The organism is Bradyrhizobium sp. CCBAU 53351 (assembly GCF_015291745.1).
Lineage (GTDB): Bacteria > Pseudomonadota > Alphaproteobacteria > Rhizobiales > Xanthobacteraceae > Bradyrhizobium.
The window spans coordinates 339130-365735 of the sequence record NZ_CP030060.1; the positions used below are offsets into that span (position 1 = coordinate 339130).

Genomic DNA, 26606 nt, shown 5'->3' on the forward strand with positions numbered 1-26606 from the left:
GAAACGCAGTTAGCAATGCTCGGGCACTTGCTGCCGGATCAGTGTTTCCGTCGAAGCGATCTCATCGCCTGCTGACGCCGGCCGACTTACGCCACTCAACTTAGCGGGCAAGCTGTCATTCGGCATGCAAAATTGGATGCTGAAGGGATCAATTGTGACGCCGAATGACAATAGCGGATTCGACGAACTCGACCTCGCTCTCCGTCTCGTCCTGCAAGCCATTGAGCAATGAGATCACCAGCTCACCTTGTTTTCTCCCGTCGGACTCATAAGGCGTGCGGCAGTCATGGAAACGTCTGATCGAGGAGCGCAGTCTGTTCAATTCTGCGCACTGCCGGTCCAATCGCCGACGAGGGTGGGCCAATCGATCGGACGTGGGTTCTTGCCGATCCAAACGTCCCAGAAATCTGGGTCTGACGATTGCGGCCGATGTGCCTCGGCAAGTTCATCCATCTCCACGAGCAAAGGAATCGGCGTGGCCCATCCCAGCAAAATTGCCTGACGGGATGGTAGGCTAGGTAGCTCCTTTAGCAAGCCCGCCACATTGTCGGGAACGAGACGTCCAACTAGCGCCTGATCGAGGTCGTTTACGATCCGGTGCAGTAGGAAAGTATTGCACTGTGCAAGGATCGTGGGCGAGAGCTCCGATGGGCGTTGTGACGATAGCATCAATCCAAGACCAAACTTGCGACCTTCGCGCGCGATCTTTTCGAACGTCTCGCGACAGAGCTGGGTCGGGTTTTCTGCCGGCCCATCTTCGTTGGCGCCTCGCCGAACAAAGTTGTGTGCTTCCTCTAGAACCAAGGTCGTGGGCAGAGGTTTGCCATCAGGATGAAGCCGTCGGTAGCGCTGCAATGCCTCAAACGTCAGCCGTCCCAGAACCGCAACGACTACGTGGATTATTTCTGAAGGCACCAACGAAAGGTCAACGATTGCGACCTGTCCGTTGGCCGAGGCGTTGCTGCCCACGAACGCGTCAAGCCAGGCATCGAAGGTGATCGCCGGGTCACTTCCAATCACTTGACCGAGTCTCGGGTCCGACATCATGCCGCGGATGCGCATGCCGAGCGTGCTGATGAATCCGGCCAACGCACCTCCCTCCGTCGCTGCTATCCTCTCAAGGTGCTCTGGCAGCATGTGTACGTCGAATGGTATCGGTGCATCTTCCGTAAGATGCGCGATGGCGAAAGCATCCTCTACCAGATCTACGAAGCTCTGCAGTGACCTCCGCACCGCTTCCATGTCCTGTACTGAGAAGGAGTTGAACCAGTCTCCTGACCGACGGGAATTAGCGATAGTTTCGATAATGCTGCTTATCTCTTCCAGAGCTGTCTTGTGCTCACCATCAACGGATTCCGTCATATTGCTGCAGTCTGATGCAATGTTGTCTAGCAGTTCGCCGCAGCGCCGCCGATTGCTTGCGCTGCCAGCGTAGGTCGCGGCACCTTCGGCCAACATAGCGGCGATCATGATGCGATAGGAATACAAATGCCGCCTGACGATAGTTTGGCGAGGCGTCCCCGCCAGCTGCCCGTTCTTTAGTTCACGAAGCGCTTGGAGCAGCAGGGGCCGCTGCGCTCCGGGTCGTGCGAACGATACCGCGGTCCACTCGTGACCGTTCCAGAGCCAGGCCGGCAGACGGAGCGCGCGTTCACCCCTGTTGAGGTCGATGGGCGGGACACGAAACAGGCGGATATTTCCGCCCCTATCTGCAAATGCTTTGGCGTACTCCCCATTAGGATCAAGAATAATAAACCGCGCATTCGGCTGTTCTGTGCCATTCTCAAGAGCGGCCTGCGCCGCATCGAGTGACCAGCGGATCAGCCCAGCGACGGAGCAGGATTTTCCACTACCGGTGTTGCCGAGTACGGCGACGTGCCGCCCGAAGATCTTATCGGGATCGACCATAATTGAGGTATCTGCAGCCAGCGGTGACGAGCCGATGCGAACGCGGCGGTCCTTGTCCTTTGCTCCGACGATAGCTGTGATTTGTTCCGGCGTTGGGATTGGTATCTGATCGCCTACCGAAGGGAACGCAACGATTCCTCGACTCAATTCGAACATACTGCTTCCCTCGCGTCGGTTTCGAGCGACAGACAGGGTGCCGATCGGAGTGAGCGACATCTTCCGCAGAGGGAATGGCAGATCGATCAGGCCGAAATCCTTAAGCCCCGACCGTTTGGGGTACGGCGATCGTTCAATCCCGATCCACGTGACGTAGGCGACGGTAGCACCAGCCTCATTCGGTATCAGCACGTAACTATTGAGCCTTGGGAAGCTCATCGGTGTGCCGGTGTTGAGCGCAGTAGCCTGTGGCGCATCGAGATCGAGCAGCACACGGATCTCATCCGAGGAGATCGACTCGACCGTGCCGATGACCAGTTCAGCGAGCCGTTCGATCGGGGAGCTCACGTTCCTCCTCCAGAGCCCGCTGGCGGCTGACTCGGTTCGGCTGGCGCCAGGCCCGCAGCGGCATCTGCGAAAGCGCGGTTCTTCAGCAAGTCAGACATACGCCCGGTGATGTAATCGAGCGCGGGCTTTGGCAGATAATCGTCGACGAGGTGCTGGAGGCTTCCGAAATGGTTGCCGGCGAGGAGGCTGACTTGTGCAGGACGAGTTTGATTGAGAAATCCCTTGATGCGATCGTCTAGTTCAAAGGCGATGATCACGAGGTGTGCGGACGGAACCGACAGCATATCGAGCAGAACACGGTTGATGTGGTCATCACCGAACCCGTAGCCGTAGGTCACCACCACCGAGTTGGGTCTGCAAGTTGCCGAGGCGAAATCACGGAATAGCTCCGCATAAGGATATTGGGTGGTCTCCACGTCCTTAGCCGGATTAGGATAGATCATCACGGTATCAACTGGAGAATCTGGTAAGCTCGGATGATCGTCGTCGGCACCAAATGGTGTCTCTGACCGATAGATCCGATGCGCGATGGGGTCGAAGCGCCAATCAAGGCTGCCGTGGAGCTTGGTCAGACGGACGACGCCTTCCATAAAGCGCGGCTCACCGCGGATCCCGGGTGGGTTGTAATGATAATCGAGCTCGATCCGAGTGTTGCGGAACAGTGGACGCAAGCTCCCCACAAAGCGATCAATGATCCGTAGCCCCGCTTGATCGCAGCCATGTTCGATCAACCGGTCGTAGTTGGTCGTGAAGATATGTAAACGCTCGCGTGAAGCGGCGCGGCTGACGAAGCTGAGCAGAAATGACTGCACCGTCGCCAGTGCTGATGCACTGTTTGCTTCGAAAATACCTCGCTCGGTAGCAAGCAGTGAGGTTAGGAATGTCGCGATTGCGGAGTTAATGTCGTCGCGAACACCTTGCGCCGACCCCTTATCGATGATGTCAAGACCATCGAGCACAGCAATGGCGCTACGCAACTGATCTTCGATGTTAGCTTGACCGCGACCCATCTTTTTGGCGCTTGCGGTCGCGTGACGAGGATTGCCTTGGCATGTTTCGACTTCCCCGTCGCAATCGCCATACCCGTCGCCTTGACGCCGGCAGCGAAGCCCACAGCAATGGTAAAGCCGCTGCCAAGCAGGAGGTTCAGATGCTCAGCTTGGAATACCGCCGAGAGCCACGGCTCGATCTTTCGGCGGTGTAGCGCGATGAACCGATCAAGTTCGTCTGCGCTTTCTGGGATGCTATCGAAGGTCTCGCTCGATGCACCAACCCGGTAACCGTGCGCCTTCCACTCCATGGACCCTCGCGACGAGTTGCAGGACCGACCTGAGTCCCCGCTAGTAAGTCTTAAAGCAACATAATCAGAGGTTGCAAGGCGGGCAGGTAGTCAAAGTGAAAAAGGTAAGCAGCGAAGCGGCGAGGGGATGAAGGGCATCGAGATTAGCTTCCTCGACTAATCGCTTGAACCGGTGAGGAGACGAGATCTGACGAGGAGTGCCGCTATCCTGGCTCCCTCACGCCTCCAGCTTCAGTCGATCCCGTCCGCCGGCTCGGGTGGAGGCGGCGGGAGCGAGGTATGCTCTCCGACTCGAGCTCGCCATCAGCTTCCGCCATCATCCCACCTTTCGTTCAGGAGCGGCGTGGCTCTCAAGCAGTGGCATATCCAGGCTCGGAATCTCTGGCATGGCTTTGCCGGCGATCGCCTGCAAATCGCCCACCATGCCAACGGTCGACTCCACCACGGCGAGGATCTGAGTTTCGCGCTTGGCCCATTGCCGGCCCATGAACTTGCGTTCCTTGTCCAGGTCGTCGCGCATATCGTTGAATTTCTCAACCACAGCTTCTACCCGCTGCCGAAACTTCGTGCCGGTCAGGTAGTGATAAACCTGCTCCATCTTGGTCTGCTGACCCTGCTGAACGAGGCGCGATCCGCTTACGTCGATCAGCCCCTGGCGCAGCGCCACGGCGACCGGCAATGCGCAACGCGGATGGGCCACCCATACGCCGTCGACTAGGTCAAATTGCTCGACGTGCTTCGGCAGCGCATGAGAGATGATCAGAGCGACGTCGGCGGCGGAACGACGCTGGTCGTCACGCAGTTTGGCAAGCCATCCGTCACTCCATGCCTTGGTTCGCTTGGTTTCCCAAAGGATGATGCCGGCAGGTTTGCCAATGGCGCCATTTATCTGTTGAATAACGTCCGCCCCAAGCTCACCTTTTCCAACCGGCTCAATCGAATCGGTCGGAAAACGTCCGCGCAGAAGCTCTTCGAGCTCGAGCTCGAGTACTTCCCCTTGGGATTGCTGTGATCCCTGCTCGGCCTTGCGCTTGAGCTCCTCGATCGTTCGAGACATCGACTCGATAGTCTGGTCCTTCTCTGCAACGCGTAAGCGCGCAGCCTCGTCGGCTTCCTGCCTGGCCTTGATCTGGATTTCGCTGATTGAGGCCTGCACGCGCTTCTCTATTGTCAGGTCGAGCTCGCGCTTTTCCCCCTCGAGTGCGCGCTGCTGTCGCATCAGTTCGGCTTGCTGCTTTTGGGCCTCGGCAAGCTTTGCGTTGTTGGTAAGCAGGTTGGCTCGCAGCTCCGCGGCTTCCGCTTCCTTCGCCTGCAGCTCGGCCGCGGCCGCCTCTCGCGCCTTCTTGCTTTCGGCCGCGACCAGCTGGGCACGTTCGGCGATCAATCGTTTCGCAACGTGGTCCTCGATTTGCTCGCGGTCCTTAGCGACCTGCTCGCGTTCCAGCCGCAGTGCCTCGGTCTTACGCTCCATCTCTGCATCTTTGCTGGCCAGCTGCTGTTGAAAGCGCTGACGAATTTCAGCGAGGAGGGGAGCGGCCAATGATTCCGTCAACCGGATCTCGTGATTGCAGTTGGGACAATGCAGGGTAGGTTCGTGTGAAGCGCCGGCTGCGGTTACTTTGAAACTCATGAATTCCCCCGTCATCGTAGAGCAGGATTGAACACCATCCGCGCGCGATTGCGATGTCGCCGCTCTCGATGTCCACATCCGCGTCGCCGATATCGACCTGGCCGGGGGATTTTCCACGGAAGGCATCACGACATGTCGACGTAAGGCCACGCCTCAGGGCGAGCCGTTCTATTGGGAATATATTCTAGATGAGAACAAAACAGGATCAAGCGCCAATTGGCTGCGCAGGCTGGTGGAATAACCCTGTCGTTCCATCCAGGCAGCATCGACCAGAAGCCCCTGAGGGAGAGTCCTTTCGAGCTTGTTTAGCTTTCTGTCCTTTTGCTCAGCCATACTAAGTAAATTAGCACTTTTCCAAACCAACCCGAGGGAATCCTCTATTTTACGTAATCTGACTGGGCAAAGACGCCGAAACAGCCGGAAATCTCGCGATGGCTCCTGGAAGAGGCCCATCGCGTGGTGCTTCGCTGCTCCGATATGTTCCGGCGCCGAAATTAGACGGCCGTAAGGAATATGAGTCATATTTCTTACGCGGTCTTGACTTTGTAAGATTTAAGGCGCAAATTTCTTACAAGGGAACCGTAAAATGGCTAGCACAGCGAACCAGATATACGATCGGATGAGCCATGACCCTCAGCCGAGCAAGGTATGGACCGCACGCGATTTTGCGGACACCGGCACTCGATCGGCTGTCGACGTCGCCCTCCACCGCCTCCGGAGTGACAACCGCATCAGGCGCATCGACCAAGGTCTCTACGATCTTGCTCGCACCAACCAACTGACGAAGAAGATTTCGCCACCGGACTACAAGTCGGTGATTCAGGCGGTCGCGAGACGGGACGGCGCCAAAGTACTGGTCGACGGAATAACCGCCGCCAACAACTTGGGACTTACCAACGCCGTCCCGGCGAAGGTGGTCGTGTGGACGGACGCCCGCGTGAAGCCGATCCAACTCGACCAAATGGTCATCGACTTCAAGAAAGTCGCGCCAAGTCGACTTCTGTGGGCTGACCGCCCGGCCGCGCAGTTGGTGCAAGCTCTGATTTGGCTGCGCGACGTTCTTCCTTCGGATGGCGACAAGATCGCAAAGCGCCTCAAGTCCATCCTGAACGACGGCGACGACGGGCACCGCATGCGAAAGGATTTGCAGGACCACTTGGGTGATCTCCCCGACTGGCTCGTTCCTATCGTAAAAGATATCCTCAAGTCCGACGCAACGGCGCCAGATCCGCTCCCGCCGATCCGCGGCCAATGAGATGCGATCATGACCGACCTGCCGCAGATCATTCGAGCAAGCGCTGAAGACCGGCGGGGACTGTTCCAACAAACCGGACAGCGTCTCTCGTGCCCCCCGGAGAACATCGAAAAGGACTTTTGGGTCTGTTGGATCCTCGACGCGCTCTACAACAAGGCGGGCATCGAGCAGCGTCTGCTTTTCAAGGGCGGCACGTCACTCTCGAAGGCCTTCGATCTGATCCAGCGGTTCTCGGAAGACATCGACATCACCGTATTCCGCGACGACCTGCCCGGCGAAAACTTCCCGTCAGATGACGATCTCCGCGCGATGGGATCGAACGAACGCAAGCGAAAGCTTGACGAAATAAAGGAGCGGTGCAGCAGTTTCATTAACGGCGAATTCCAGAACGCGCTGACGAACTTCGCCGCTGGTGAGCTCGAAGGACTGACGTTCAAGATCGAGCCCGATCCGGACGACCCCGACGCTCAATCCCTGCTCTTCCACTATCCAAGCGCATTCGCGGATTCCGACGAGCGGTACGTCCGACGCGTCGTGAAGATCGAATCCGGCGCTAAGTCGGCGCTCGATCCGCATGAGACGAAAACGATCAGTCCATATTCTGCCACCGACACCGACGGCCTGGACCTCACCGTGCCAAACGTGCTGACGATCAAGCCCGAGAGGACGTTCTGGGACAAGATCATCATCCTACACGGACAGCGACACTGGTTCCAGAACAGAGGGGAGCTCTACAAGGACGGGCAGCGATTGTCGCGCCATTACTACGACATATTCCGGCTTCTGACCTCCGAACACGGCGAAGCCGCACTTAAAGATCTGGAGCTCGCGGAAAGCTGCGTTCGCCATGCCCGCCTCTACTTCAACCGGAAGCCTCTCGATCTCGACCAGGCGACTCCCGGAACGTTCGGTATCGTACCGGTCGACGGCATGCTCGAACCTTTGAAGGCGGACTACCAGAAGATGGCCGGCATGATCTTCGGAGGATCCCTTCTTTCGAGGATATCCTCGGCAAGATTAAAGCAGCCGAAGCGACCTTGAACGCCACCTGACCAAAGTCTCAATCGGTCCTCCACCGGCTACAACCCTGCCGATGGACTTGCCGACGTGCCTGCCGTCGGCGGCCGTCGCGAAGTCGGGTACCCACATCATCGGCGAAACCCGGTGGAGCGATTGAAAACGAGTTCGCTGGACGCTTAGCCTCGATACGGCTTCGATGCCAGGCGCACGCCGCCGTCAGGGATTCCTAAGTTCGGACGGGCAAAAGGCTGCACTTGACGATTGCGAAGAATGTGCGACCATAGGTTGTTCACGGAAACGGGGCGGGAGGAAGCCATGGCGCGAAAGCCGACCAAGAAGCCGAAGGTGAGCTTGATCGTCTCCGACGACAAGGACGTAAAGTTGAAGGTCCGACCCGGCAAGCTGCACGTCGTTCAGGTCGAAACTATCACTCCGGATCTGAAGAAGGCCGGTCGCGTCGGTGCTCGGCTTTGCGGGTACGGCACGAATATCTGCCTCGCCATCGTCGATATCGACAAGTGACTGCAGCGCGGCATCGTCTGCGATCATCGCGCTACAACTTCTGCGTCCCGCTAGGCGACGACAACGTCCTGTACAACGCGGGTACGGGCGCTTCGGTTCGGCTGTCGGGCCAGGACGCGCGCGAGCTTGCGCAGCTGCTTTGCGGTCCTCCGCGGAGGGTCGCCGCCAAGACGATCCCGCGTACGCTCCTCGCCACACTACGGCGAGGGGGCTTTCTCGTCGACCACGAATTCGACGAGCTAGACATGATCCGCGAGCGCTATTGGCATGCGCGTGGACGGACGCCTATGGTCATCACCCTCACGACGACGCAGGACTGCAACCTGGGTTGCTACTACTGCTACGAAGAGAGATCCCGCGATGCTCTCGCAGAAGGCGATGTTCCGGCGATAGTCGATTGGACCCGACAGCGCCTTGTCGCGTCGGGTAAGGACAGCCTTCACGTCGACTGGTACGGCGGAGAGCCGCTCCTCAACGTCGATTTCATCGATGCAGCGTCCGCTGCGCTTCAATCGTTATGCAAGGAGATCGGGGTAAGTTACTCCGCTTCCGTAATTTCGAACGGGACATGCTGGCCGGACGACATCGCCGGCTTCGTGAGGCGACACCGCCTCCGGCAGGTGCAGATTTCCTTTGACGGCCTCAAACCGAACCACGACAAGAGACGCCGATATAGAAGGGGCAGGGCGCCCGATCCGTCTGTCTCCTCGTTCGATCAGGCGACCGCGGTGGTCGACGGATTGCTCGAGGTGGTACGCGTCGACGTAAGGTTCAATGCCGATCACGGAAACCAATGCGATTTGGACGGCTTCATCGCCTTCTGCAAGGACCGCGGCTGGTTCGACAGAGCGTTTCCGTGCGTTTTTCAACTCGCACGGATATCCGACTTTTCCGAGCGCGCCGGATTTCTTAGCCGCACGAAGCTTTCTGAGGAAGAGTTTGAGAGACTTCGCGAACGGTCCCGGCAGATGGTCCCCGACGAAGCAACTCTCGACGAAACCACAACCCGCTCGCTCTATCCTTTGCCAAGGACCTCCGTTTGTGCAGCGCTGGCCAACGATTCGATCGTGATCGGAGCGGACGGCAATCACTATCGGTGCGGGCTTCAAGTGGGCGAGAAGGACCGCCCCGTCGCCATCCGCCGTGCCGGAGGCGACATGGTGCCCGGCCGCGATGCGGCCTGGTGGACCGGCTTCGACCCAACGCGGCAGCCCAATTGCAGCCGCTGCTCGTTCCTTCCGGTCTGTTGGGGCGGCTGTCCGAAGAAGCACTTGGAAGGCGACTCGCATTCCTTGCACGAGCAGAGCTTGTACTGGCGCAAAGCTTTGCCGCAGAAGATCGCCTGGCAATTCGGAGTGGCCCTCCAGGAAAGCGAATTCACATTCGCCGAGTCCGACCAGTTTAGGCCGGCTTCTCTCGACCCTTGATGTCCACCTGGTTCGGTACCGACAGCTGGACCTCGAATGGATGTCGAGTCCAAAGCTTTGGCAGAGACAAATGGTCCCTCCCGCAACTGCATCGCGTCGACAGCCGCAGAGCAGAAGTGCGCCTGCGACCGCAGTCCAGACATCGACAAACTAATGCAAACAATATTGCATAAGCGAAGATCAGAGGCGCGCAGAATGCCAGCACGCCGATAGCGAACTGAAGGCTCGATAGGCTTGCGATGGTGAACGCTCCGACCACCAGAATGGCGGCAACCGCGTCACCTATAGCGCTCCATTTGCCCGGCCTTGTTTCGCCGGTTGCGGCGATGCGGACGCCGTTCAGGAAGGCGAGCAGGCCGAGGATGGCGGCCGTCATGAGCGCGATGCGAGCACCCCCGATCAGCGTTCCGCTCCAAATCCGATCGGCGATCTGGTCGAGCGAAAATTCATGACGCCAGCCGTATAGGACTTCCAGCACGATGCGCGGGATCTGTGTGGCTAGACCCGCGACCAGAGCGTAGATCGGAACGAACAGGGCGTACCGACGTGGGTCCAAAAGCAGACCCAAACCCAACCTTGCAAGATCAGCGCGCAGAACGGCATACAGGAAGAGGCCGGAGGCGACAGTCAGGCCGAAATTCCAAGCCTCTCTCGCCACGCCGAAAAAGTCGCGCCAGCCCGCCGTCAGCAACAATGTCAACGGCTGCAAGCCCGACATGACCAACGGATACAGGATCACCGAAATCAGGATCAGGTCACGATTTCTGATCACGCGGGTTCGTGCGGCCGGATCAGGATGCAGATTGAAGAAATCTTTGAAGGCGTCGAACGGCCGGAACGCCGGCGGCTGCTGGGCGGCGAAGACGTCGGCCAAGGCGTCCGTTCCGGCAAGTTGGGAGCCGCGGAAATCGTGGATGTGCTCGCGGCGAACGACGAAGAAGTATGAATAGACGAAAACGATCGCGCTCGAGAGGATCAGAACCGCGAACTGGGAGGACAGGCCGGCAAAGATAGCGCCATCGAAGACCGGAATGAAGCCTCCGAAAGGGGGATGGCTGCCGATGCCTCTGCGATCGATGAAACCGAGCACCAGGCAGAATATCGCGACCGCCCAGCCGAGCGTTCGAAAATGCAGGAGGATGCCGCGTCTTGCCCAAATTTCAAGCCAGGTTTCGCCAAGTTCGAGGTGCGATACTTCATGCCCAATCATGGCTTCGAAGGCACGTGGTTGATCGCGTTGTCTAGCACGCTGATTGAGACCGACGACGACCGCATCGCCGGACGGCGTCACGCGTTCTCTGGCTTCCAACGCGTCACCGTTCTTCGGAGTGTACAGGAGGCGAGGCTGCGAACGCAGGGTCGAACGTGCCGCGATCTGCTCCAGCGTTGATCGGATGGGATCGAAGGACGGGTTCACGGCAAGTCGTTCTAGTTTCGACGCGGCATTCGTTCCGTTTCGCCATCGGTACAGCGATGCAGCTGCGATGACGATCGCGCCAAGCACGGTCAGGCCGATCATCGAAAGCACGACGTTCTGATGGATGACGTCGCCCATGTACCGTATCGGGTAGCCCTCCCATAATTTTGCGAGAAAAAGATACTGCAGACAAACCGAGATGATGATCGCCGCCGCGGCGGGGCCGTCGGAAATGCCGAGGCGGCGCAGCAAACTCCTGGGATGGGTCCCCTTCATTTCTTCGGGCCAACCTTGGCAAACAGCTTGGCGAAACCGGCCTCGAGTTTAGCCTTCTCGGCCGCGGAGAAGCGGCTCTTATTGATCGCCGACGACACTTCCTTGCGAAGCTTCTCCACGTCGTCCTTCCTGGCACGACGATCCAGCACCCGATCGAGCAGGGACCCTATGGCCGTCTTTACTCTGTCCTTCACGACGTCCTTGGCGACGTCCCCGAAGAACGCCAGAAGAAACGGAGCGACCATGGCGGCGAAAGTCGCGACTTCGGCCCCGCCGATGAAGCGGCCCTCATCCTGTGCGTCCGCGCGATGCCATTCTTCCACCAGCGCATCGAAGCCGTCTTCCACGACGAACGTGTCGTCAGGCTCGACCTCGGCGACGATAGCAAGGGCCCATTTCTTGAGGTTTTCACTATTCACTTCCGTCATGATCTCTCTCCAAGGAAAGGCAGTGCAGGTGCCGCCATCGACATGGTCCGTCAGCAATTGTTGCCGGAATGCTGCGGCGCGGCAATGCACAGCCGAGCAATAGGTCTGTCGGCCAGAGGATCGTTGAGAACAAGGCCGGGTGGGCGGCCCCATTCGACCTGCTGAAGGAAGGGCAGGTTCACCTCCGCCTTGGAGTTGCAGGCTTTGAGGGGAGCCACTAAGGCCGAGTTCGAGTGGCTCCAGCCGGCGAAGTCGACCGAAAAGCAATATTCTCGTGGCATCTGCTCCGTACTGTCGTCGATTGTAGCCAAAAGAGTATTTATCGACCGGCTTCCCTGCGGAGTGATCAGCTTCCCACCGACCATCAGCCTGTATTTGATTCCAACGAGGATATCCGCGATGTCCGAATGTACGGTTTGTCCACTCCATTCGATGACCGTGCGTACCCGGTTCTTACCGCGATAATTCCGGTTGCTCGCGACGTCGTGGAGATCGTCGGCACTGAAAGTCACGCTCCGGACGTCCGCCAATACCGCCTTCTTGCTCGTTCTCGCATTCGTGTCGACGTTCTCTAGGAAAACGCTGACGCTTTCGGTCAGCCCCTTCGCATCCCATTCGACCTTCACCAGATCGAGAACGGTCAGCGCGAGGTCGGCGTTCGCACGTGCGGCAACGGGCGGTCTGGCCACGATTGACAGGGGCTCAGGCCTTGCGATGAGCCAAATGCCGAGGCCGACGAGTGCGGCGCAGACTAGAAGCACTATCAAGGTCAAGACGTTATGGAGAATGACGATGAGGCGGATCAGTTTCACGTCCTGATCGTTCACCACACTGCGGACGGCCGTGTCCCGTTCGATCAATTGACCGATGCGCGTCGGCGTGAGCGATGCGTAATCCTTGATGTCGACATTTGGAGCGGCGCGCAGCTTATCGACGACGCCCTTCATGAGGTCACCGCCGATGCGGTACTGGCCGGCCCAGAGATAGACGAAGAAGCCCACGATGCCGAGAACGGCTGGCAATCCCTTCAGAAAAACGAATGCATCCACGTCGATTGTCTCCGCACGGTAGAATTTTGCTCAATTTTCGCTTGCAGGACAAGTCCGGCGCAATCTAAGTGAATCCATGGTCGCGCGGGAGGAAAGGCTGCGACATTCGTGCATGGTATTAGATTTTAACGGAGATTTGTGAGGGGCGTGGGGACAGATGAGCGTTCACAAGATTCGCTATGTAGTCCGGCCGCCCAGCGCCTGCCCAAAGGAGTTGCTTTCCGGCATAAGTCCCGGCGGCCAATGCGAGGTGGATACCGATTTCGTGGCCGCATGTGCCATCGGAGAGCTCCTTCAGACCGGTGGCGGATCGAGCAGGCCATTGGCCCTGCTGTTCGAAGAGCTCCTCGTCCCCGGCGGAGACGGACTCATTTGGAAGGGCAAGGGGCCTGGCCGCGGCAAGGAGATGCGGCGCGCGTTTTCGGGGTTGTTCGGGCGATTTTTCGCCCGGGCTTACCTCGCCCGATACCACGGTTTCGATTGGTTCACACCGATCGACGGAGATCCAACGAACGTCTCGAAGCGTCTGCGTGTCACCAGACTAGCCGGAAAGGGGACCGAGCTTCCGGATTGGATCTGCGGCTCCGGATCGGGTCGAGTTGCGGTCGCCGAGGCAAAGGGTACCAGTCAGGCATCGAACGGCACCGGCACCGGGTTGCCTGGTCCTATAAAAACTGCCGACGGCCAACTCAAGGGAGTCGTGGTCGAGAGATTGCGGAACGTGGCCGGGAAGGAATAGCTGGACCGCGGTTCGCGCAAAGGGCTGGGCGGTCATGTCGCGTTGGGGGGTCGAAATCCCACCACGAGGTGCTTTCCTCTACGTGCTGGATCCGGACACGCACGGCGAACCCCCGTCGGCCCACGAACGGGACGATATAGTTCAGGACATTGCCCGGGCTCATGTCGGCTACCTTCTGGCCGGCATGGGGTTCAGCGAGATGGCATCGCAGCTCTTGGCGGAGCACGTTGCCGGCGGCAACAGGCCTCTGGAGGGAGCGTTCCTCGGGTCTGACGGTGAGGACTCCGCCACCTATCTAGGCGTACCCGTTGGGCCGCTTGGCGTGCTGCCGTTTCCCCTCGGTCAAGCTCAGACCCTCGCCCAAGCGATGCCGAACTCGATCCGGTTCGTAGGGGTCGATGCGGATGTCATCCGGAGAGCTCTCGCAGGCCAACGCCTCGACGCGAGGGCGCGCCGCAGCGACGGACCGGTTCAGATCGGCGGAGACGGTCTGCTCTATGCTCCGATAGATCGCGTTGCGCCGCGTTCCTTGGCGATCTGACGGAAGGACGATCCCTCTCGTTCGATAGATAGGGCAGGTTCCGACACTTGGAGCTCGAAGACAACCGAGGACTGAAATGCCCCAGCCAGAATGGGAGCGATACAAGATTGCCGACAAGTACGCCGAACTCACTACCGTGCGGCATATCGTGCACCTGCCTGTCGCCCGCCGGATCATCGAGGACGGACGGATAAAGTCCGGGCTTGTCTTCGACAAGAGCCGGCTCAACAAATCACGCATCAGCGTCACCTGGCTGTCGGCCAATAATTGGTCGCTGGGGTCACTCTATGGGACCGTCGAATTTCAGTTCGATTGGGAGAAACTCGTCAAACACAAGAAGATCTACTGGGTCGAGGCGATGCCGAACTACCACCCGCCGGCCTTCCGTTTTCTCATGGCGTTCGAGGATATCGCTTCGCCGTTGGTGACGAAGTACGATCCGGAGAAGGATGACGGCCCATTGAGGCGTGTCGACGGGAAGTGGCGGTGGCATCCGGATTTCTGTTCAGAGTTTATGGTTGCGGATGATTTTCCGTTGTCGGACATCTCGGGATTGGACTTCGTCCGGCATCACCAGAATTACTGTCGAACCAAGCCGGATTGCTTCGAGAAAATCGCAGACCCCTCGCCTCAGACGACGTCAGGCAAGCTTTTGTCCTACGTTCTGGCGCATGGAGTCCACGCCTTGGACAAACACATGCAACCGGATGGCAGCGGAAGGAATCGGCTCCTCGACATGGCCAGCGCCTGGTTGTCGATCGGTTTCAATCAGGTGGAATATGCTGGATCGGTCGCCTCGAACGAGGATTGCGATTCCGTCATGAAGGGCGCATTGGCGCTCTTCGCAGTCGATAAAATGGATGACGGCAAGAGGCTTTTGAAGCTGATCGCAGGAAGCGCGCAATCTGTTTCCGCACTCACTAGGCTGATCCGAATTCATTTCGGCTCGCCTACCTGGGACTTCGGCTTGTGATTTGCGGGAGATCAGCGCTTGCGCCGGCTCAACCGATCTTGCCCATGGCGACGAGGTGCCCGTCGGAGCCGATCTCACAGTACGTCGCGGCTGTACCGACTATGATGAATACCAAAGGGTCGGACTTGTGCCTTCGCAACTGCTTGCGCCACGACCGCCGGTCGACCCAGGACGGCGTTGGATGCCGCTCGGGATGGGTGTGCCACTCGCCCACGAAGTTCACGGCCCCTCCACTTTCGAACCACTCTCTGCTCGCGATTTCCTGATGGCCCTTGTCCTGCCGCACGAATCCGAAGCGGGTGCGGCGGTCTTCCGGCATCGGAGTCGTGCACTTCAATACTTCGACGTGCGGGCCTCGGTAGCGTCCCAAAAGTATGCCGCCGGCCTCGCGATCCGACTCCGGCGGAGCCGCGAAGCGCGCGAGCTCTTGCGCGACGGCGTCGGCGAGGGTCACCAGACGGCCCTTCGCGAGAAAGATCATGCGCTTCCGCCGCAGGCGGGACACTTGACGACCCGCTTGGGATTGCCGTCCTTCACCTCGTTGGCGGTCCGATGATCCATCGTGAGAGACCGCCAGCGATGACGCTCGCCGTTGTTCGCCCAATCGAGAACCATGTCGCACGCGAGGCCGGCCGCGCTAGCCGCCCGCGACACGGGGAAGGGGATGTAGTGGGCGTCTCCGCACGCGAGATTCCGGGCGGTCTCGATTTCCACTCCCTCGCGTAGCAGCCGGAATCTCTTCTCGCCTGCGAGCTCAACCTTCAGACACTTGAAGCAGGCGAGATCGGGATCGTGCGACATGAAGCCGACGGCGGCGGCACCGTTTCCTTCGAGCCAAGTATAGAGGATCGGCGGGAAGTCAGGACGCTTTCTTACGGCGTAGTCGTTCAGCGCGATCGACAGCGCTTCTTCGCCTGTGGCATCGATGCACAGGTCGTACCGCTGCAGGATTGCCAGCTGCTTCATGATCGAATCGCAGCTGAACCCGATGTCCAGGTGCGGCAGCTGCTGGCCCAGAAAATCGGCGCAGGCTTCGGCCTTGTTCCACGTGAGATACGGCGCGCCGAGGAGGTGCCGGCCGAGATTCGCGCCCTGGAGTTCGTCGTCGTCGACGAGCATCAATCTTCCGCCGCCGGCGCCGGCACCGCTTTGAGCCAGGTGCTGCGCAAGAAATCCGCCGACCGTTCCGCATCCGATCAGCAGGATGCGCTTTCCTGCGAGGTTCTTCATGTGACCGAGATTCCTCGAAAAGACATAGCCTTCATCGGCGGGGACTCCCACATAGCCCGAAATTTCGACAGCGGCCGGTATCCGATCGAGCGTTCGCGCGATGCTGGCTCGCCTGTTCTTCAGGAATTCCGGCGTCCGATAGGGTTTGGCGATCTCCGCCGATACGAAGAACCTTCCGTTCGGCGCGGACAGGCAGATCCATTGGATGTGGAGATCTTTCGTCCTGGCGAACGCCGCTTCGATCGATCCGAGCGCATTGGGGGCCATTTTCTTCAGCCAGCCGTTGAGCTGCGCCAGATCCTTGGGCGGCCACGGCAGCTTCGGATCGAACGAAAGCGGCGGCACCAGAATTATCGGGCAAAGGATACCTGGACCAGGATCCTTCACGGTGTTCCTCCGGTGCAGCTTCGCGAAACTTGTTTTGTCGTGGGAGACGACGATGGTTTTGTGCTCCGGATCGCGGTCCAGCCTGAGGATGTGGACCTTCGCGTCGCCTTCGAAAGAAGGGGGCAGATCGACCAAGACCTCGCCGTCCGACCAGTAGCCGCCGAACTCCTCGGCGAGGTCGTCGACCAGGCGGCCCCTTACGGCGTCACGCAGCACCTGGTCCGCACGCTCGAGGCACTGGATGATGGTCTCGGCGGGCTTGTAGCGGTCGAGCACGACGCTCTTGCGGTCGAGATAGCAGAACGTGCCGTCCGAGCGGAGCACATGCGGGACCTGCCCCTTCGATCCCGCTTCCGGGTCGGTCAGGCAAATGACCGGAGGCCTGATGAAGTCGAGGTCGTCGACGGATACGACCGCCGGGACCTTGAGTCCGGTCTCGTCGAGAAGGCCGATGTAGTGAAGGCCACGACGCGAAAAGTCGCGCCGGAAGTTGCGCTGACTGAAGGCGTCGTGAATGCGCCGGACAGAATCGTCGTCCCGCTCAGGCACTGGTCGATTTGCCGACCGTGGGGGCGGCGGCGATCCTCGGAGCATGCGAGCGTATCTCGGCATGCGCGGCCTTGGTGACGTCGACGAGATCGATCTGATCCGGAATGCGGTCACCGAACAATGCGGTCAGCCTTTCAATGGCTTCTTCGGGATCGAAGCACTTCTCGACGATCTCTGTGAGCTCCGCATCGAACTTCTTGGCCATGTCGATCGCGATACGGCGGCTGGCCGCACTCAGTCTGCCGTCGACGCGCTCGTCGCGGTCGGTGGGATTGTAGACCGGGCCTTCCAGCAGGCGCGGAAGACGTTCGGCGATCCGCAGCAGCGCCAGGTCGTCACGGCCGGGAACGTTCGGACGGCCGAGGTCCTCGCACGCTTCGAAGGCGCACACCATCAGAAGGATCGACGATACGTCGTCGAGATGGGGGCGGTGGTGGTCGCGCCAGGCCTTCAGGTACCGGCAGACGCGGCGAAGCACCGGACCATAGATCTTGATGGCCTCGACGAACCAGTCCCGGATCTTGCGCGGATCCGACGAGATCCAGTCGTGCTCGCGATGGGCGAGCAGGACGCAGTCCGACGGCAGCGCGTCCCAACGATCATCGCTGTCGACGCGCGCATCGCGGGCCATAGCGTCGAACGACTTCATCTGCTTCTCGAGCTTCTCGAATTCCGCATCTGGAATCGCGTACAGCGGCACGTCGATGTGCGAGTTCGACGAGATCACCAGCCGCGAGCAGGTCGGCTTCTTCCCGAACTGCCAGCCTTCTTCCTTCGCGAGCTTCTCGAGCGCGGCGTCAACCACCTTGAAGAAGGCGGTAGCGGCGACGGAAGGCCGCTGTACGCCCTGGATAAACGTCATCGGGAGGTAGGCGCCGTCGTCGAGGTCCATCTGCTGCGGCGGGGTCCAGCACGGATCGTTGATGGTCCGATATGCGAAGCTGCCCTGCGTGAAAAACCGGGGATGGACTGTCACGCCGAGCTCCTGCTTGGTCAAAGCCGCGAACGTCTTGCGCAGGCAATCTCGAACCTTCTCGCGCGCTTCCATGAGGCACGCGCGGTCGGTATCGGCGATGTTCAGGTTCTTCAGGAAACACGCCGCGTCGCCAGACGCGTGCAGCACTTTCGAGACGTTGGCCATGGCCGATCTCCATCTGGAAAAGCGAGGGAGATCTAGACGGTGGACAATGCCCTCCAGTCGCACAACCGCGCGAATCAGACTCTATCTTGAGAGTCCACTAGATTGTAGAACAGAAAATGAACATTTCATACGGGATTCCCGAGCCTCGGTGGATCTCCGATGCCACAGCGTGCTCCGAAACTAGAGATTGCAATGACTTTTCAGATACTTGCTCTCAGCGGCGGTGGCTTTCGAGGCCTGTTCACAAGTTCGGTCCTGGCGCGCCTGGAGGAGCAGGCAAAGCGCCCCCTTCACGAATGCTTTGACCTGATCTCGGGGACATCGGCAGGCGGCATTATCGCCCTCGGTCTGGCGATGGGAAAGAAGGCCGAGACGATTCAGGAGATGTTTCTCAAGCACGGGGAAGAGATATTCCCCCGCGGGGAGACGCCGAAAAGCCGGCTGGCGCAAATGCAGGCCCGGTGGTTCGAGTGGCGACATCCCAAGTACGACGGTACGGTGCTCCGGAGCAAGATCGAGGGCGTGCTCGGCGCCGACGCCAAGCTCGGCGACGCGAAGACGCGCGTGCTTGTTCCGACGGTCAACATGACCAAGGGAAGCGTCCAGATGTTCAAGACCGCGCATAATCCGAGGTTCATGACCGATTACAAGGTGAAGGCCGCGGACATCGCCATGGCGACGGCGGCCGCGCCGCTGTACTTCCCGATGGCCGAGATCGGGAACAGCTATTTCATTGACGGCGGCGTGGTCGCGAACGCACCTGACCTTTGTGCGCTGCACGAAGCTGTCCAGTTCCTGGATCAAAAGATCGAGGACGTATCGGTGATGAGCATTGGCACGACCACCAGCAAATTCTCGCTGCCGACGTCGGCGGGACGCAATTTCGGCCAAAGGGACTGGCTCGAGAACAACCGGCTTCCATCGACCATCATTTCCTCGCAGCAACAGCTGGTCGATTTCATGCTCAAGCATCAGCTCGGCGATCGCTACATCAGGTTCGACGAGCAGCCCTCCGCCGAGCAGATTTCCGATCTCGGGATGGACCTCGCGACCGAGAGCCGGCGGAAGACCCTGCTAGGGATGGCGGACGGTTGCTATCAAGCGCTGTGCAACGATAGGCGCGTCATCGATATGTTGGCACATCGGCCTACCAAGCCGACGTTCTATCACGTGTGAACTACGCAAGAGGGATCCAACGCGTAACATCGGCAGATTGCCTGAAGGCCGCGAGCAGGTTGAGATGCGAGCTACTCGTGGGGCCGGAAAGCTAGTGCGGGATCATCGAGGTTAAAGTTTCGGTCAATGTGTCGCAATCGAGATTTGCCAAATGGAACGTTGAAGTGAAACAACACGACTATTCGTTGCACGGTGGACTGAACCGAGCCAAGGTCGGACGCTACCTAACGTTGATCGCCGCGTCGGTATCGGCTGCGATCGTTTTCACGCTGCTTTCCGTGGTCGACGTGGCGAACCGCTTCGGGCTCAATGTCAACCTGCCACCATCGGTCCTTTCCCTCGTCGGTGCGGGCATGGTCTTTGCGGCGCTCTATTGGACGCTCGATCGGTACGCGTGGCGATGGCCCTTTCTGAATGCGGCGCTGAAGGTCCCGGATCTCGCTGGGAGCTGGTCCTGCGAAGGACGAAGCCTCAAGCCCGACGGGAGCCTCGGCTACGCATGGAGGGCGACCCTCACGATCTTTCAGACCTGGGACAAGATCCGAGTGAGGCTGAAGACGGATCAATCGGGCTCCGACAGCATTGGGCAGCCCTGATCTGCGACGACGCAGAGGGATATAGGCTTCTGTACAACTATCGGAACGACCCGGCTATCGGAGAGGTGGACTTAAGAAGCCATCTCGGTTCCTGCATGCTTATTTTCTCGAAAGATCTGGAATCAGCAGAGGGCGAGTATTTCAACGGTCACGGCCGCTTCACATTTGGCACGATTAGTTTGAAGAGGGACCATGGTAAGGGACATCAATAGTCGACTGAACAAACTGCGCCTGCGTCGCAGGGGCGTCGACCGTCTTGGAAAACTCAACGAGGCTTCCCGCAAGGAAGTGTTGTCGAAGAGCTTGGCTGCGGAAAGCTGGCAGAATAGGGCTCCGTCGCATGCTTACACGCGATATGCGCTTGGCGCGATGCAGGAGGTGGGACCTGAGTACACCAGAATCAGTGTCGAAACGGCCGAGCGCGTGGGCAACCAAATCCAGAAATCCATCGATTCGGTCGAATTTCGGCTTCAGGGGTCGGTGCCCCTCAACGTCCATATCCGGGGAGTCAGCGACGTCGATCTGCTCGTGCTGGAGACCGGTTTCCTCATATTCCACTCGTCGGGGCCCGCGGCAGGCACCTATGTTCCCACGGCGCGCAACTCGCTTGGAGTGCTAGGCGAACTACGTTCCTCGATCGAGAAGATCCTGCCATTGAACTTTCCAGCCGCCGACGTCGATACGTCCGGTGGGAAGGCGGTCGCCGTTTCTGGAGGGTCTCTGGCGCGACCGGTGGATGTTGTTCCGTCCCACTGGTACGATACCGTCGTCTACCAGCAGTCTAGACAGATTCACGACCGAGGAGTTGTTATTCTCGATCGCAAAGTGCCGAAGACAATCGAGAACTTCCCATTCAAACACATAAAGCTGATCGAAGATCGTTGCAGTTCGTGTCTCGGCGGCCTGAGGAAGGCCATACGGCTCTGCAAGAACGTCAAGGCTGATGCGGTCGAGGAGGGTACCAAGATCAATTTCCCCAGCTTCGACATAGCCGCTACCATGTATCACGCGGATCAGACGGCCTTGAAAATCGGATATCTCTACGAGTTACGGGTCCTCGCGGAGGTGCAGCGACATTTGGATTACCTGTATCACAACCCTGAAGAAGCAAAGAAGTTGCGCGTCCCGGACAGCTCCCGGTTCATTTTCGACACACAGGAGAAGTACGAAGGCATGAAGGCGCTCTCACATGAAATCGATGATCTCGTGAAGAACGTCGCCAAGGAGCAGAAGCCGCAACTGACGTTCGATCTGGGCATACCCTGGGGGGTGGCGCGAGGCGCCATCGAGTCGATCGAGATACCGAGTTAAGTCGTCGGGCCGCTAAAGCCTATTGACGCTGCCGCGTTCGAATCTCCACGTCGTGCCCTTGGAGACCAGGTAGAGAGCCAGGATCCCGGGAACGAGGGACATCGCCACGCAACTGTTGAACGCCGATCCTTTGTTGACAGGTGGGGGTATCTCTGAGGGGGGAGGGAAGAGGCGGTAGGACCACCCCGTGATGGTACAGCGCGAATGATGATCTACGGCAGCCATGATCGCTCCATCGTGAATCGCCTCGTTAAAAGCGATTGCTGCTCGCACGGTCTCCGCAAAATTCTGGTCGAGGAATTGGCCCACCTCGGGGGAAGGATCGCGCGGCATTGGCTCGGCGAAACGTGGTAGGTTATTCTGATGGTAGAGACAGCAAATCAGCGGATCGAAAGCTGCTGGACGTCCAGCCAGAATCCTGAAGATTTCGTCTATTCCAGTCATCGCGGCTTCGGTCTTCGACATGATCAACTTTCTTCAGACCCGGCTTCTATTTACGATAGTCGTCTGTCTGGCGATAGCGATATTCGCAGGGTTGAAGTTTGCCGATGTATTCACCGGCAACACCTACGAAGACGTCTGGATATTCTCCAGGTATGTCTTTGGCATACCTGCTGCTCTTGCTGTCGTCATCTACGGGGCATGGCGTGCTATCCCGATACTTCAGCGTATGACATTCCCCTATTTGGGTGGCCGGTGGACCGGTGTGCTGCGCTATGGTCCACCCGACAGGCAGGAGCTCAGGGATGCCACGCTGACGATCCGACATCACTTGAGCGGGATGTCTCTTGTCCTCGAAACCAGGGAATCGACCTCGACTACGCTGGCGGTTGTAGCCACACGCGATCCTACCGGCACGCAATACCATGTGTACTACGTCTTCGAGAATCGACGGAAGGCTGAGTACACTAAGCCTGGGCTTCCTACGATTTATCGAGGCGTGGCTATAATGAGTGTTGGGATGTCGGGGACGAAGACTTTAAGCGGTGAATATTTTACGGACCAGCCGACAAATGGCATCGCCGAGTTCAAACTGGAGAGGCACGCCTGGTTTTAGGCGACGATGCCGCGCCCGATCTTGCGATCGGCGGGTGTGGGCGCATCCATGACCGGGCTGTACCGCTAAAGGCCTCGCAATCGATTGGGCGCAGTTGTCGACGCAACGGCATAAGCTCTATCGGGCGGCGCTTGACGGGGTCATCGGCGGAAAGCGGATACGCTTGGCCTCGGCGTTTGTTGCCACAATGAAATTTCTGAATCTTAGGCCCTGATCGGTTCATTTATTTAATTGGACGGTCGATTCGGTAATTGCGATTCTGGCGCATGTCCGAACTCACCGTGCAATATCTCGTGCTCGAGCGTCGCGATCCGGCCCGTAACATGGCGCGGTTCTATGTGCTCACGATCGAGCCGACGCTGTTTGGCGATACGGCATTGGTGCGTGAATGGGGGCGCCTCGGTGGGCGCGGTCGACGGCGGCTCGATTTGTTCGATGGTCACGCGCAGGCCGTCGAGGCCCTTGAGTGTTGGCTCAGGCGAAAAACCAGTCGTGGTTACGTCCAGCGGCACTCGTCAAGCTGTGACCCGGCGTGAGATGCTGGGCTGGACGAAAAGCCGAAATAAGTATATCAAAGTAATCTAAGGTCGTTTCAGTCCTATTCGCAAGAATTGCAAAAGTATTCCATAATCTTCATTATGCGAATCCAAGTAATCCTAGCCGATCACAACCTCTTTTAGTATCGAGCATTTGCAGAACGAGCTATTTGCCAGCGCAGCAATTCAACCCAACTTGCCCTGCCCCAACGCGCTCTCGTGCTGATCAATCAAGTGACGAGTACGCGAGCTGACTATTTTATCTTCGATATTCGCAGCCGTTTGAAGCAAACGTTCTCAAGCCGTGAAGTCGACCTTGTCCGTCCTTCCCAAGGCCGAACGTAAACGGAAGTGGCTTCTCAGCTTGCCAGTTCCCTCCTCGGCCACCCGCTTGCGAGCGAGGGTCCGACAGGCCTCCAGAACGTCCCAAGGGATCTCTCCGAGGTCATCGGCGACCTCGACAAATGACCGCCAAGCGGCGGACGACAATCGTTTCGACACTGGCTCGAGCAAATCGTCCAATGCAATACCAGCGTCTGTTTCCGCATCATTGTCTGATCCGAACAGATAAATACGTCCGCGCCAGATGATGTAGTGACTTTGACAGCCGGTATCGCGCCAAACAGAAGGAAACACACTCATTTTTCCTCCTTCCGCATTGTAGATACGCCAGGCGGGCCCACTTCTTGGATCGAGGTTGACTGGAAATCGTTCGCCGCAACCGCAAGGACAGGACAACACAAGCCAACGTGGACCACCGCGGTTGACCAGGACAGCATCGCCGGGTTTCGACAGGTGCTGGTCCGCCTCGCCTCGTGAAGAAACCTTCGCCCGAAAGTTGAGAATGACGATGCCCATGAATTCGCCTCACTGCGGTGCGAAGTTGTTGTTGAGAATGCGCTCTGCTAACACGTACGCAGCGGCGCGACGCTCATCCTCAGGACCTTTCAGGTTTGGATCTTTGGCCGCCTTGTTCAGAAGGGCCAGTGCAAGAGCCGCTCCGTATTGATCTGCTGACGCGACACGCGCGGCATAGTGCCGGATCTGTCGCACGGCTTCGTGAAACCAGCGATGCGGATCGCGCGGATCACCGTGCCCGAGCAGCATGTCGAGCGGCTTACCACCATACGGTTGCTCAATCGACCTCCACCACTCATCGAAGGACCAGAGCTCATGATTATCGAAGGCATCGACCAATAGGCTGGCCTCCAAGGTCGCTATGTCCCACACCAGCGGTCCATCCTGATTGGCATAGAAGTCGATGACGAGCGCCTCGTGCCCCCTCACCTGAACATTGTCGACGTGGAGATCGCCATGAATCTTTGCGAATAACACCGGAGAACTTGCGCAGTATTCGAACAATGTAAACAGTCGATCGCGGTCGCATCTCGAGCCGATCGATCGCGCCCTTTGCATCCGGCGCCGGTCAAATTGCTTTGGAAAGCGCGGACCCAGGGTCTGCGAAAGTGGCGTATCTCGGCGTTCGATATTTCGATACCACGCTTGCAGCGTTCGATCGAACAGGCACGATATTGCCGGCCCGGCCCGGCCGCTCCGTGCGGCAAGCCTTAGACTCTCGCAGGATTCGATGAGATCGCCGACCAGCACACCGCGTGTCGATCCGAGACAGCATAAATCGTAGTTCAATCGCGGCCCGAGATTGAAAGGCACGTATTTCTCGACATTCAATTGGTAATTCTGAAATTCTTGAAAGATCTTGCTGCGATCACCGAGTTTGACAAAACGCGGCATAGTATGAAAGGCGCCGAAGACCGGGTAGGCACGGTATACGGCAGCCCCGGACCGGCCTTCGGTCATTGGACTGAAATGCACGGCCGTGTAACCTCTGAATGCGCGCTTCAGAAGGACTTGGCCAACACCAGCGTCGTTCTCTCCAAACTCGCATTCGGGAGCGAAGCTGAAACTGACAGACTCTTGTACGGCCTCGCCGGGGAGATGCCGAACCAAGAAGTTGGCCGCTTCCGACCAATTGGCAATGGGCGACAAGATGGTGACGTGCGGCAGCGGGGGGAGAGGCATCGGATCGCCCAATGATCTCTGCCACGTGAACTGATTGCGCAGGACGTCGCTCGGAAGGTTGCTGGCAAACACACGCGCCTCTTCCAGACATCTATACACTTGCGGAAGACCAGCAACGCCGAACGGCACGACAAAGACGCGGCATTCGTAATCAAGCAGGTGCTTAAGGCAGCTTCGAACGATTCGCTGGAATCTTGATGGGTAATCTTGTTGCTGGACGATTACGACGGCGGCAAGGCTCGCCAACAGAGCAGGCTCCATCGGCTGAAAAGCGGTAATCTGCTGTTGTCTGATCGTGAGGCCGCGGTCTTGAAACGGCGCCTTAGCCTCAGCCGGGGGATCGGCGCCGATCCAGCCAACCTCCGACCGACCAAAAGCTGTAACGTCAACGATTGACATTTTGAGCGAGACGGCCTTGGAGAGCCAATCCATCGCCCCTTGCCAAAACGCCTGCCCGCGAGCAGACGATGCAGTCCTGGACGGGCTCACCCTTGACCGACCGGAGGCGACTTCTCAGACCATCATACAGAAGATGCCGCGCCGGCGATGGCACGCCGACAACAGCGGACAAGAACATGGTGATGGCGAGCGAGGTAATAGTGCTGTTGATCGAGATCACCGCGGGCGCAGGTTCACGAGCGCCGACGAGATAAGGATCCTGCTTGCGCTCGGCCTCCGACATCATGTCGCGGCGGACCTCGTTACCGTCCAAGAGGCCACCGCAGGTGAGGCAAGCCAATCCAGGCGACAGCATCTGGGCGCGGCCGGTAATGTGAGTGATCTTGCCCCCCTTAACGGCGATAACCGTCCCGATATCGATGCAAGGAATGAGATATTGATAAGCTAATTGCTGAAGGACGGCTCGACTACCGTGTGAATCGGTGCAGCAAAACAGCACATCAACGTCTCGCAATTTCTTTGCGGTTTCGACGAAGACGACGTTCTCTTGAAAAGAGGTGACTACGGCACGAGGTTGAACTGCGCGAATATATCGCTCGGCCACCGCGACTTTGGCCTGCCCCGTATCGGCAGATGCGGACCCTGCCAAGCGGTTCAAATTAGTCAGCTCGACGTCATCTGGATCAACTAGAACGAACTCCTTGACGCCGAGGTGAGCCAATTGCTGCACGGCCAGCGATCCCGTGCCACCAAGTCCCACGATCCCCACCCTGAGGCTTTGGAGGATGCTCTGCCCGGCACGACCGAAGGCCCGAACCTGCCGATCGTAAAGATCGGAAGGGTCGTGTGATCGACTGGGATCAAACAGGACTCGTCGATCATCCCCTACCGCAATCAGACGAAGATGTCGGTCGCTTCCAAGGTAGCGACATGCATACCCTCCGTCGCTCACAACAAGGGCCAGATGCTGCAAGTCAGGGGTTCGATGCCGAAAGAAGTGTGCGAGAACCTCCTCGCCCGCATCGTCAATGCGCGAAAACTCGGGCGCGGCCCTCCCGGGATGGCTATGCACAAACACCAGGCTACTTTTGGTCCGCGCAGCAATCTTTGCCCACCTGGCGATGAACGCAGGCCGCAGCTCTGCTTCGAGTTGGCTGCGCCGAGTGTAGTCGTCTTCAGCGGGCACTACGACCTC

General features: G+C 58.7%; 25 protein-coding genes. 12 read left to right on the plus strand and 13 right to left on the minus strand.

The window, feature by feature from the left end; translation table 11 throughout:
- Positions 1–318 precede the first annotated feature (318 nt).
- From XH83_RS36585 to XH83_RS36595, 3 genes are all read right to left on the minus strand, one after another.
- Complete coding sequence (locus XH83_RS36585) at positions 319–2412, minus strand: ATP-binding protein (protein WP_128929580.1); 2094 nt, start codon at positions 2410–2412, stop codon at positions 319–321.
- Positions 2409–3422: an SIR2 family protein gene (locus XH83_RS36590; protein WP_232995577.1), complete on the minus strand. Its 1014-nt coding sequence runs from the start codon at positions 3420–3422 to the stop codon at positions 2409–2411. Before XH83_RS36590 ends, XH83_RS36585 begins: the two co-directional genes overlap by 4 nt.
- Before the next feature lie 606 nt (positions 3423–4028).
- On the minus strand, positions 4029–5342 hold the full coding sequence (locus tag XH83_RS36595) for a DUF2130 domain-containing protein (RefSeq protein ID WP_128955173.1): 1314 nt from the start codon (positions 5340–5342) through the stop codon (positions 4029–4031).
- A 586-nt stretch (positions 5343–5928) separates the two neighbouring features.
- Between XH83_RS36595 and XH83_RS36600 the strand changes: the two genes are divergently transcribed.
- The 4 genes from XH83_RS36600 to XH83_RS36615 all read left to right on the plus strand — a co-directional run bounded on the left by XH83_RS36600 (position 5929) and on the right by XH83_RS36615 (position 9566).
- A complete protein-coding gene (locus XH83_RS36600; protein WP_128929578.1) occupies positions 5929–6597 on the plus strand; it encodes a DUF6088 family protein in 669 nt (222 codons plus the stop codon).
- A 9-nt stretch (positions 6598–6606) separates the two neighbouring features.
- Complete coding sequence (locus XH83_RS36605; protein WP_232995576.1) at positions 6607–7638, plus strand: nucleotidyl transferase AbiEii/AbiGii toxin family protein; 1032 nt, start codon at positions 6607–6609, stop codon at positions 7636–7638.
- A gap of 294 nt (positions 7639–7932) precedes the next feature.
- A complete protein-coding gene (locus XH83_RS36610; protein ID WP_050631493.1) occupies positions 7933–8139 on the plus strand; it encodes a hypothetical protein in 207 nt (68 codons plus the stop codon).
- A gap of 245 nt (positions 8140–8384) precedes the next feature.
- Positions 8385–9566, plus strand: a complete 1182-nt coding sequence (locus tag XH83_RS36615) for a radical SAM/SPASM domain-containing protein (protein ID WP_128929577.1) — start codon at positions 8385–8387, stop codon at positions 9564–9566.
- Here XH83_RS36615 and XH83_RS36620 read toward each other — a convergent pair.
- From XH83_RS36620 to XH83_RS36630, 3 genes are read right to left on the minus strand one after another with little or no spacing between them, the layout of a single operon-like run.
- Complete coding sequence (locus XH83_RS36620) at positions 9541–11259, minus strand: hypothetical protein (protein WP_128958738.1); 1719 nt, start codon at positions 11257–11259, stop codon at positions 9541–9543. The two genes, XH83_RS36615 and XH83_RS36620, sit on opposite strands and share 26 nt — an antisense overlap.
- A complete protein-coding gene (locus tag XH83_RS36625) occupies positions 11256–11687 on the minus strand; it encodes a hypothetical protein (RefSeq protein ID WP_128969537.1) in 432 nt (143 codons plus the stop codon). Before XH83_RS36625 ends, XH83_RS36620 begins: the two co-directional genes overlap by 4 nt.
- 50 nt (positions 11688–11737) lie before the next feature.
- Positions 11738–12736, minus strand: coding sequence for a hypothetical protein (locus tag XH83_RS36630; RefSeq protein ID WP_128929574.1), 999 nt, complete (start codon positions 12734–12736; stop codon positions 11738–11740).
- Positions 12737–12893: 157 nt separating this feature from the next.
- Here XH83_RS36630 and XH83_RS36635 point away from each other — a divergent pair, with 157 nt between their 5' ends.
- Both XH83_RS36635 and XH83_RS36640 read left to right on the plus strand, forming a co-directional pair.
- Positions 12894–13475: a hypothetical protein gene (locus XH83_RS36635; RefSeq protein ID WP_128929573.1), complete on the plus strand. Its 582-nt coding sequence runs from the start codon at positions 12894–12896 to the stop codon at positions 13473–13475.
- A 617-nt stretch (positions 13476–14092) separates the two neighbouring features.
- Positions 14093–14989 carry a hypothetical protein gene (locus XH83_RS36640; RefSeq protein WP_128929572.1) on the plus strand — a complete coding sequence of 299 codons (897 nt, stop codon included), beginning with the start codon at positions 14093–14095 and terminating at the stop codon, positions 14987–14989.
- Positions 14990–15017: 28 nt separating this feature from the next.
- On the opposite strand, the gene XH83_RS36645 is transcribed toward XH83_RS36640, so the two are convergent.
- From XH83_RS36645 to XH83_RS36655, 3 genes are read right to left on the minus strand one after another with little or no spacing between them, the layout of a single operon-like run.
- Entirely contained in the window at positions 15018–15470 is a 453-nt protein-coding gene (locus tag XH83_RS36645) for a Mov34/MPN/PAD-1 family protein (RefSeq protein WP_128929571.1), read from the minus strand.
- Positions 15467–17200: a ThiF family adenylyltransferase gene (locus tag XH83_RS36650; protein WP_210347026.1), complete on the minus strand. Its 1734-nt coding sequence runs from the start codon at positions 17198–17200 to the stop codon at positions 15467–15469. The genes XH83_RS36645 and XH83_RS36650 overlap by 4 nt, the downstream gene beginning before the upstream one ends.
- Entirely contained in the window at positions 17148–18296 is a 1149-nt protein-coding gene (locus tag XH83_RS36655) for a cyclic GMP-AMP synthase DncV-like nucleotidyltransferase (RefSeq protein WP_128929569.1), read from the minus strand. Before XH83_RS36655 ends, XH83_RS36650 begins: the two co-directional genes overlap by 53 nt.
- 159 nt (positions 18297–18455) lie before the next feature.
- Between XH83_RS36655 and XH83_RS36660 the strand changes: the two genes are divergently transcribed.
- From XH83_RS36660 to XH83_RS36670, 4 genes are all read left to right on the plus strand, one after another.
- Positions 18456–19472 carry a CBASS cGAMP-activated phospholipase gene (locus XH83_RS36660; protein ID WP_128929568.1) on the plus strand — a complete coding sequence of 339 codons (1017 nt, stop codon included), beginning with the start codon at positions 18456–18458 and terminating at the stop codon, positions 19470–19472.
- 164 nt (positions 19473–19636) lie between these two features.
- Complete coding sequence (locus XH83_RS36665) at positions 19637–20068, plus strand: hypothetical protein (RefSeq protein WP_210214793.1); 432 nt, start codon at positions 19637–19639, stop codon at positions 20066–20068.
- Positions 19972–20280, plus strand: a complete 309-nt coding sequence (locus XH83_RS40510; protein WP_210214794.1) for a hypothetical protein — start codon at positions 19972–19974, stop codon at positions 20278–20280. Before XH83_RS36665 ends, XH83_RS40510 begins: the two co-directional genes overlap by 97 nt.
- Positions 20261–21379 carry a hypothetical protein gene (locus XH83_RS36670; RefSeq protein WP_128929567.1) on the plus strand — a complete coding sequence of 373 codons (1119 nt, stop codon included), beginning with the start codon at positions 20261–20263 and terminating at the stop codon, positions 21377–21379. The genes XH83_RS40510 and XH83_RS36670 overlap by 20 nt, the downstream gene beginning before the upstream one ends.
- 12 nt (positions 21380–21391) lie before the next feature.
- Here XH83_RS36670 and XH83_RS36675 read toward each other — a convergent pair whose 3' ends face one another.
- The gene (locus XH83_RS36675; protein ID WP_128929566.1) at positions 21392–21844 is read right to left on the minus strand and encodes a hypothetical protein; all 453 of its coding nucleotides are present in this window, start codon (positions 21842–21844) and stop codon (positions 21392–21394) included.
- Here XH83_RS36675 and XH83_RS36680 point away from each other — a divergent pair.
- Positions 21843–22436: a hypothetical protein gene (locus XH83_RS36680; RefSeq protein WP_128929565.1), complete on the plus strand. Its 594-nt coding sequence runs from the start codon at positions 21843–21845 to the stop codon at positions 22434–22436. The genes XH83_RS36675 and XH83_RS36680 overlap by 2 nt on opposite strands.
- Positions 22437–22702: 266 nt before the next feature.
- Entirely contained in the window at positions 22703–22972 is a 270-nt protein-coding gene (locus tag XH83_RS36685) for a WGR domain-containing protein (RefSeq protein WP_128929564.1), read from the plus strand.
- A 297-nt stretch (positions 22973–23269) separates the two neighbouring features.
- Here XH83_RS36685 and XH83_RS36690 read toward each other — a convergent pair whose 3' ends face one another.
- From XH83_RS36690 to XH83_RS36700, 3 genes are read right to left on the minus strand one after another with little or no spacing between them, the layout of a single operon-like run.
- Positions 23270–23830, minus strand: a complete 561-nt coding sequence (locus XH83_RS36690) for a DUF6527 family protein (protein WP_128929563.1) — start codon at positions 23828–23830, stop codon at positions 23270–23272.
- A 9-nt stretch (positions 23831–23839) separates the two neighbouring features.
- Positions 23840–25444: a phosphotransferase gene (locus tag XH83_RS36695; protein ID WP_128929562.1), complete on the minus strand. Its 1605-nt coding sequence runs from the start codon at positions 25442–25444 to the stop codon at positions 23840–23842.
- Positions 25398–26597, minus strand: a complete 1200-nt coding sequence (locus tag XH83_RS36700) for a ThiF family adenylyltransferase (RefSeq protein ID WP_232995573.1) — start codon at positions 26595–26597, stop codon at positions 25398–25400. Before XH83_RS36700 ends, XH83_RS36695 begins: the two co-directional genes overlap by 47 nt.
- Positions 26598–26606 lie beyond the last annotated feature (9 nt).

Excerpts from the sequence above, each read along its gene's own strand:
- XH83_RS36590 (WP_232995577.1), bottom strand. The coding sequence starts at position 3,422 with ATGGGTCGCGGTCAAGCTAACATCGAAGATCAGTTGCGTAGCGCCATT.
- XH83_RS36595 (WP_128955173.1), bottom strand. The coding sequence starts at position 5,342 with ATGAGTTTCAAAGTAACCGCAGCCGGCGCTTCACACGAACCTACCCTG.
- XH83_RS36600 (WP_128929578.1), top strand. The coding sequence starts at position 5,929 with ATGGCTAGCACAGCGAACCAGATATACGATCGGATGAGCCATGACCCT.
- XH83_RS36605 (WP_232995576.1), top strand. The coding sequence starts at position 6,607 with ATGACCGACCTGCCGCAGATCATTCGAGCAAGCGCTGAAGACCGGCGG.
- XH83_RS36610 (WP_050631493.1), top strand. The coding sequence starts at position 7,933 with ATGGCGCGAAAGCCGACCAAGAAGCCGAAGGTGAGCTTGATCGTCTCC.
- XH83_RS36615 (WP_128929577.1), top strand. The coding sequence starts at position 8,385 with ATGATCCGCGAGCGCTATTGGCATGCGCGTGGACGGACGCCTATGGTC.
- XH83_RS36620 (WP_128958738.1), bottom strand. The coding sequence starts at position 11,259 with ATGAAGGGGACCCATCCCAGGAGTTTGCTGCGCCGCCTCGGCATTTCC.
- XH83_RS36625 (WP_128969537.1), bottom strand. The coding sequence starts at position 11,687 with ATGACGGAAGTGAATAGTGAAAACCTCAAGAAATGGGCCCTTGCTATC.
- XH83_RS36635 (WP_128929573.1), top strand. The coding sequence starts at position 12,894 with ATGAGCGTTCACAAGATTCGCTATGTAGTCCGGCCGCCCAGCGCCTGC.
- XH83_RS36640 (WP_128929572.1), top strand. The coding sequence starts at position 14,093 with ATGCCCCAGCCAGAATGGGAGCGATACAAGATTGCCGACAAGTACGCC.
- XH83_RS36645 (WP_128929571.1), bottom strand. The coding sequence starts at position 15,470 with ATGATCTTTCTCGCGAAGGGCCGTCTGGTGACCCTCGCCGACGCCGTC.
- XH83_RS36650 (WP_210347026.1), bottom strand. The coding sequence starts at position 17,200 with ATGCTCCGAGGATCGCCGCCGCCCCCACGGTCGGCAAATCGACCAGTG.
- XH83_RS36655 (WP_128929569.1), bottom strand. The coding sequence starts at position 18,296 with ATGGCCAACGTCTCGAAAGTGCTGCACGCGTCTGGCGACGCGGCGTGT.
- XH83_RS36660 (WP_128929568.1), top strand. The coding sequence starts at position 18,456 with ATGCCACAGCGTGCTCCGAAACTAGAGATTGCAATGACTTTTCAGATA.
- XH83_RS40510 (WP_210214794.1), top strand. The coding sequence starts at position 19,972 with ATGGAGGGCGACCCTCACGATCTTTCAGACCTGGGACAAGATCCGAGT.
- XH83_RS36670 (WP_128929567.1), top strand. The coding sequence starts at position 20,261 with ATGGTAAGGGACATCAATAGTCGACTGAACAAACTGCGCCTGCGTCGC.
- XH83_RS36680 (WP_128929565.1), top strand. The coding sequence starts at position 21,843 with ATGATCAACTTTCTTCAGACCCGGCTTCTATTTACGATAGTCGTCTGT.
- XH83_RS36675 (WP_128929566.1), bottom strand. The coding sequence starts at position 21,844 with ATGTCGAAGACCGAAGCCGCGATGACTGGAATAGACGAAATCTTCAGG.
- XH83_RS36685 (WP_128929564.1), top strand. The coding sequence starts at position 22,703 with ATGTCCGAACTCACCGTGCAATATCTCGTGCTCGAGCGTCGCGATCCG.
- XH83_RS36690 (WP_128929563.1), bottom strand. The coding sequence starts at position 23,830 with ATGGGCATCGTCATTCTCAACTTTCGGGCGAAGGTTTCTTCACGAGGC.
- XH83_RS36695 (WP_128929562.1), bottom strand. The coding sequence starts at position 25,444 with ATGGATTGGCTCTCCAAGGCCGTCTCGCTCAAAATGTCAATCGTTGAC.